The 6701-nt window shown below is 68.4% G+C and carries 6 protein-coding genes; 3 read left to right on the top strand and 3 right to left on the bottom strand.

The window, feature by feature from the left end; all coding sequences use genetic code 11:
• Positions 1–33 precede the first annotated feature (33 nt).
• Positions 34–990, bottom strand: a complete 957-nt coding sequence (locus AC3WTC_RS10955) for an aldo/keto reductase (protein WP_032976826.1) — start codon at positions 988–990, stop codon at positions 34–36.
• A gap of 169 nt (positions 991–1159) precedes the next feature.
• Between AC3WTC_RS10955 and AC3WTC_RS10960 the strand changes: the two genes are divergently transcribed.
• On the top strand, positions 1160–2017 hold the full coding sequence (locus AC3WTC_RS10960) for a class I SAM-dependent methyltransferase (RefSeq protein WP_025877590.1): 858 nt from the start codon (positions 1160–1162) through the stop codon (positions 2015–2017).
• 80 nt (positions 2018–2097) lie between these two features.
• Positions 2098–2637: a pseudouridine synthase gene (locus AC3WTC_RS10965; protein WP_025877589.1), complete on the top strand. Its 540-nt coding sequence runs from the start codon at positions 2098–2100 to the stop codon at positions 2635–2637.
• 90 nt (positions 2638–2727) lie between these two features.
• Here AC3WTC_RS10965 and AC3WTC_RS10970 read toward each other — a convergent pair whose 3' ends face one another.
• Both AC3WTC_RS10970 and hrpB read right to left on the bottom strand, forming a co-directional pair.
• Positions 2728–3117 carry a hypothetical protein gene (locus AC3WTC_RS10970; protein WP_093819471.1) on the bottom strand — a complete coding sequence of 130 codons (390 nt, stop codon included), beginning with the start codon at positions 3115–3117 and terminating at the stop codon, positions 2728–2730.
• A 128-nt stretch (positions 3118–3245) separates the two neighbouring features.
• The gene (gene hrpB, locus AC3WTC_RS10975) at positions 3246–5753 is read right to left on the bottom strand and encodes an ATP-dependent helicase HrpB (RefSeq protein WP_492711417.1); all 2508 of its coding nucleotides are present in this window, start codon (positions 5751–5753) and stop codon (positions 3246–3248) included.
• A 68-nt stretch (positions 5754–5821) separates the two neighbouring features.
• On the opposite strand from hrpB, the gene AC3WTC_RS10980 reads away from it, so the two are divergent.
• Positions 5822–6619 (top strand): TatD family hydrolase, encoded by a 798-nt coding sequence (locus AC3WTC_RS10980; RefSeq protein WP_025877584.1) that lies wholly within the window; start codon positions 5822–5824, stop codon positions 6617–6619.
• The last annotated feature ends 82 nt before the right edge of the window (positions 6620–6701 follow it).

Below are 6701 nucleotides of genomic sequence, written 5' to 3' on the forward strand. Positions count from 1 at the left end.
AAGGGTGCCGACGTTGGCCGGCACCCTCCGCCTTCAACCTTCCACGCTGGCCGCGTCCAGCTGCGCCACATCCTGCACGCTCAACGCCACGTTCGCCGCCGCCAGCAGGTCGTGCAGCTGCTCCACGCTGGTGGCACTGACGATTGGTGCGGTGATCGACGGCCGTGCGATCTGCCACGCCAGCGCAATCTGCGCGGCAGTGGCGTTGTGCTTGCTGGCCACGTCATCCAGTGCTTGCAGAATGCGCAGGCCGCGCGGGTTCAGGTAACGCTTGACCACGGTGGCGCCGCGCGCGGAACTCTTGCCGGCATCGTCCGGCGTGCGGTACTTGCCACTGAGGAAGCCGCTGGCCAGTGCGTAGTAGTTGATCACGCCGATCTGCTCGCGCTGCACCAGCGGTTCCAGTTCCTTCTCGTAGCCGGCGCGGTCGTACAGGTTGTACTCCGGCTGCAGGGTTTCATAGCGCGGCAGCCCGTAGTCGGTAGAGACCTTCAAGGCATCGGCCAGACGCGTGGCGCTGTAGTTGGACGCGCCGATCGCGCGCACCTTGCCCGCCTCGATCAGGCGACCGAACGCGGCCAGGGTCGCTTCCAGCGGCGTGGATTCATCGTCCTCGTGAGCCTGGTACAGATCGATCACCTCGGTCTGCAGGCGACGCAGCGAATCCTCCACCGCCGCATTGATGTTGTCCGGGGTGAGGCCGGGGCGCTCGGCCCATTTGGCCACCTTGGTCGCCAGCACCACCTTGTCGCGCTTGCCGCTGCGCGCGAACCACTTGCCCAGCAGCGTCTCCGACTCGCCACCCTGGTTGCCCGGCACCCACGCCGAGTACACGTCGGCGGTGTCGACCAGGTTGAAGCCGGCATCGACGAAGGCATCCAGCAGGGCGAAGCTGGCCTTCTCATCAGCGCTCCAGCCGAACACGTTGCCACCGAAGGCGAGCGGAGCTACATGCAGGCCTGAACGGCCCAGTTCGCGGTTTGCCGTCATGAGCACGGACTCCTTGGGGGAAGTCCTTCAGGATAGAACGCGATGTGTGACCGCGCTGCGGCGCTGACCACAAAACTGTGTTCCGCACCGCGCACGCGGCTAACGTTTTGTGAACACCTGCGGCGCGGCGGCTGCTAGTCTCGCCGCATCTTCCGCTGGAGTCGCCCCGATGATTGCTGCCTCATCCCTGCGTGGTTGCCGCCTGCTGCTTGCTTCGGCGCTGCTGGTTGCCGTTCCCGCATTCGCCGCGCCGGCCACGGTCGCACCGGCAAAGATCCAGGTGTCGCCCGCGATCGATGCCGCGGTGAAGGCCTCGACCCGCGACCCCGCCAACGTCAAGCGCGACGGTTTCCGTCATCCTGCGCAGACCTTGGGCTTCTTTGGCGTCGCGCCGGAAAAGACCGTCATCGAGATCACCCCGGGCAATGGCTGGTACTCGGAGATCCTGGCGCCGCTGCTGCGCGACAAGGGTCATTACATTGCCGCGGTGGTCGATCCGCAGGCCGTGGCTGAAGGTCGCGGCCGCGACTACCAGCAGCGCAGCCGCGACAGCCTGGAAAAGAAGTACGCCGCCGCACCGGCACAGTTCGACAAAACCACCGTGGTTGCCTACGACCCGGCCAAGCCGGTGTTCGGTGCAGCCAACTCGGCCGATGTGGTGCTGACCTTCCGCAACGTGCACAACTGGCGCAAGGCCGGCCAGGCGCAGGGCATGTTCCAGGGCTTCTTCAACGTGCTCAAGCCGGGTGGCGTGCTCGGCGTGGTCGAGCACCGCGCCAAGGCCGACGTGGCCGACGCTGACGACACCGGTTATGTGGGCCAGCAGCAGGTGATCGCGATGGCCGAGGCCGCCGGTTTCAAGCTGGACGCGCGCACCGAGGTCAATGCCAACCCGCGCGATACCAAGGACCATCCGAATGGCGTGTGGACCCTGCCGCCGACCAACCAGCATGACAAGGCGGATGACGCCAAGTACCAGGCCATCGGTGAAAGCGACCGCATGACCCTGCGTTTCGTGAAGCCGTGACCCGGTAGCGCCGGGCCATGCCCGGCGAGCTCGCGGCGTGGCATGGGACAATGCCCTGCCCGCCGCCTGCCGTCCCCGCGATGCTGATTGCCTTCAACAAGCCGTTCAACGTGCTCTGCCAGTTCACCGACCGCAGCGTGCCGCCGCGGCCGACATTGGCAGGCTTCGGTTTGCCGCCGCGCGTCTACGCTGCCGGCCGCCTCGACCATGACAGTGAAGGCCTGCTGCTGCTGACCGACAACGGAACGCTGGCGCACAAGTTGACCGACCCGAAGCACAAGGCGGACAAGCTCTACTGGGTGCAGGTGGAAGGCACGCCCAGCGATGGGCAGCTGCAGCAGCTGCGCGATGGCGTGGTGCTCAATGACGGGCCGACGCTGCCGGCGAAAATCGAGCGCCTCGATCCTGCGCCTGAACTGTGGCCGCGCGATCCGCCGGTGCGCTTCCGCAAGACGGTGCCCGACAGCTGGCTGGCGATCACGATCCGCGAGGGGCGTAACCGCCAGGTGCGGCGGATGACCGCTGCGGTGAACCTGCCGACGCTGCGGCTGGTACGCGCTGCAATGGGGCCATACCGGCTGGATGACCTGCAGCCCGGGCAGTGGCGGCAGATCGGCTGAAAAAAAGGCCGGAGGCCTTGCGGCGTCCGACCCTCGTGCAGCGTCATGGGGTCAGAGCCCTTCCTGCGGAAGGGATCCGACCCCGGTCAATCAGGCGTCGCTGCCGATATCGCTGTGCTCGTCGACCACGGTGTCGTTGCGGCGATCGCGCGCATTGATGCGCTGGGCCTGGCCGTTGACCACATGGCCGTTGGCGGCCTTCTTCTTCTGCTGCTTGCGGTACAGCGCATAGCCCAGCAGGCCTACGCCCACGGCAGCTGCCGCGATGGTCACCGCCGGATTGCGGCGGGCGAACCTGGTGGCGACCTTGCCGCCGGTCTTCACCGCGCCAAGGGCGGCACCGGTCTTGATCCAGTCGCTGGCCTGCGGGCCGAGGTGACGCAGGCTGCCGCCCGCGCTCTTCAGGCCATCGCCTGCGGTATGGGCCAGGTCGAGGGCGCGCTCCAGGGCGCGGTCGGTGATTACGGTCAGCTTGCTCATGCGGGGGTGTCCTTGCCTCGGGTCGAAGTCCAGTGTCGCCTGTTGCCCGTAAACGGTATGTCAGTCAGGCGGGCGCGTGGTGTGACTCTACCGCAGCCATTCAGGAACGGGCGGGGTGTCGGCGCGCATTACGTCCCGCGCGGCTTGGCCCGGTGGGTCGCGGTAGCCGTCCAAGGGTCGTCCGGCCACGGGTGGCGCGGGTAACGGCCCTTCATCTCTTTCTTCACCTCGGCGTAGGTGTTTTCCCAGAAATTGCGCAGATCCTGGGTGACCTGCAACGGCCGGCCACCCGGCGACAGCAGGTGCAGGGTCAGCGGCACCCGGCCATCGGCGATGCGTGGCGTATCGGCCAGGCCGAACAACTCCTGCAGCTTCACCGCCAGCACCGGCGGCAACGGCTCGCCGCTTTCGCCGTCCAGCGCGTAGCTGATCGGCCGCTCCAGCCCTGACGGCACGGTGATCCGGGTGGGCGCGTGGCGCTCGACCAGCTGCCGTTGCGACCATTCCAGTGGCGACTTCAGCGCTTCGCCGAAACTGGCCTCGTCCAGTGCATCCAGCCGTGTCCTGCCCGCGAACGCCGGCTGCAGCCACTGCGCACGGTTGGCCAGCAATGCGGCATCACTGCAGTCGGGCAGGCCCAGCTCCGGCATCCAGCGCCGCAGCGATTCCACCCGTGCCTGCCACTGGCGCAGACCGTCGGTCCATGGCAATGCCTGCAGGCCAAGCTCGGCAACGGCGTCGGTCAGTGCCTGCGCCGCCAGCTGCGGATCAACCCGGCCAGCCGAACGGCTGTCCATCACGATGCGGTCGAAGCGTGTTTCGCGCAGCGCGACCAGGGCGCGGCGGGTGTCATCCCAGCGCACCGCGTCTTCGGTTACGAAGCGCTCGGGCCAGTGCCTGCGCAGATAGCCTTCATCCACCGGTGCGGCGCGCAGCAGCAGCGCGTCGCGCGCCTCGAAGCGCAGTTCGCTGGCCACCAGCCACGGTTCGCCCCGCAGGTCGCTCAGTTCATGCAGGCGGGCGCTGCGGCCGTTGGCCAGCAGGTAACGCAGCGGGTCGTTCGGATGCTGGAAGGCAATGCGGTCGGGGAAGGCATGGGCCAGCAGGTCGCCCAGTTCGTGGGCCTCGATGCTGGCGGGCGGTGTAGCGTCACAGCGCAGGCGACGGCGCCACTGTTTGGCAGCGGCATCGATGGCGGCCAGGCCACTGCGATTGGCATCGGCCGGCGCACGGCCGATGCGGAAGGCCGCCAGTGCGCGCCAGCGTGCGGCCAGTGCATCACCGCCTTGGCGCAATGGGTCACGAGCTTCCAGCAATGCCGCCAGATCGGCGGCCAACGCCTGCGCGCGGGCATCAGCTGCGGCCAGCAGCATCGCGGCCATCCGCGGATGGGTACCCAGCGCCAGCACGCGACGGCCAAGTGCAGTGATCGCGCCGCTGCTCGACAACGCGCCCAGGCGCTGCAGCAGTTCGCGTGCGGCGGCCATCGGCCCGGTCGGTGGCGGGTCGAGGAAGCGCAGGTCGCTGCTGCCCCAGGCGGCCAGTTCCAGCGCAAGGCCGGCCAGTTCAACCTGGTCGATCTCGGCGCGACGCTGCGGTTCCAGCCGCTGCGACTGCGGCCACAGCCGCCAGGCCACGCCCTCGGCCACGCGCCCGGCACGGCCGGCACGCTGGTCGGCCGAGGCCTGCGCAATGGCGACCACGTCCAAACGAGTGAATCCACTGTTGGGGTCGTAGCGCGGCTCGCGCGCCTGGCCGCTGTCGATCACCACGCGCACGCCGGGCAGGGTCACCGAGGATTCGGCGACGTTGGTGGCCAGCACCACGCGGCGGCGGCCGTCGCTGGCGGCCTGCAGCACGCGCGCCTGCTGTTCCACCGGCAGTTCACCGTGCAGGGCCAGTACGTCCACCGCAGCGCCAGCAAGGCTGTCCTGCAGGCCTGCCTGCACGCGTGCTATCTCACGTTGGCCGGGCAGGAATACCAGCAGGTCACCGGGGTGCTCGGCCAGCGCCTGCTGCACCGCGCGTCGCACCTGCAGTTCCAGCACCTCGTCACGCCGGGCAGGGAAGTGGCTGATCGCCACCGGATAGCTGCGGCCTTCGCTGCTCAGTCGTGGTGCATCGAGGAAGCGCGCCAGGCGTTCACCATCGAGCGTCGCCGACATCACCAGCAACCGCAGGTCATCGCGCAGCTGCGACTGCACGTCCAGCGCCAGCGCCAGGCCCAGGTCGCCACTGAGGTGGCGCTCGTGGAATTCATCGAACAGGATCGCACCCACGGTTTCCAGCATTGGATCGTCCTGCAGCATCCGGGTCAGGATGCCCTCGGTGACGACCTCGATGCGCGTGCGCGCCGATACCTTGTTCTCGAAGCGGATGCGGTAGCCGACGATGCCGCCGACCTCCTCACCGAGCTGGCGCGCCATGAACATCGCGGCACTGCGCGCGGCCACCCGGCGTGGTTCCAGCAGGATGATCCTGCGGCCCTCCAGCCACGGCGCATCGAGCAGCGCCAACGGCACCTGGGTGGTCTTGCCCGCGCCAGGCGGGGCTTCCAGCACCAGCCGCGGGTGCACGGCCAGGTGCTGCTGGATCTGCGGCAGCAGCGGAGAGATGGGGAATTGCGGGGCGTTCATCTGCAAAGGATAAGGGGCCATGGCGGGCACGGGTACAATGCGCGGGTTTTCCTGCCTCTGCTGCCCCCATGCATCTGATCGATATCGGCGCCAACCTGACCCACGACTCCTTCGACCGCGACCGCGACGCCGTGCTGGACCGCGCACGCCAGGCCGGTGTGGTGCAGATGATCATCACCGGTGCCAGCCGCGAGCATTCGCCGCTGGCCCTGCAGCTGGCGCAGCAGCACCCGGGCTTCCTGTACGCCACCGCCGGCGTGCACCCGCACCACGCGGTGGAGTACACCGACGAGTGCGATGCGGAGATGCGCGCGCTGCACGCCCATGCCGAAGTGGTGGCGGTGGGTGAGTGCGGGCTGGATTATTTCCGCGATTTCTCTCCGCGCCCGGCGCAGCATCGCGCGTTCGAGCGCCAGCTGCAGCTGGCTGCAGACAATGGCAAGCCGCTGTTCCTGCACCAGCGCGACGCGCATGCCGATTTCATGGCGCAGATGAAGAATTTCGAAGGCCGCATCGGTCCGGCCGTGGTGCACTGCTTCACCGGCGAGCGCCAGGAGCTGTTCGACTATCTCGACCAGGACTGGTACATCGGCATCACCGGCTGGCTGTGCGACGAGCGCCGTGGCGGTCACCTGCGCGAGCTGGTGAAGAACATTCCGGCCAACCGATTGATGATCGAGACCGACGCACCGTACCTGCTGCCGCGCACCTTGAAGCCGATGCCGAAGGATCGCCGCAACGAACCGGTGTTCCTGTCGCACATCGTGGAAGAGCTGGCGCGGGACCGTGGCGAGGATGTGCAGACCACGGCCGCAAACGCCACGGCTGCCACGCGTGCGTTCTTCCGGTTGCCGGACGCCGCCTGATCGGCAAACGGTAGTGGGGGGGGGGGGGGGGGGGGGGGGGGGGGGGGGGGGGGGGGGGGGGGGGGGGGGGGGGGGGGGGGGG

It is taken from the genome of Stenotrophomonas sp. FW305-C-20-S1 (assembly GCF_058783335.1).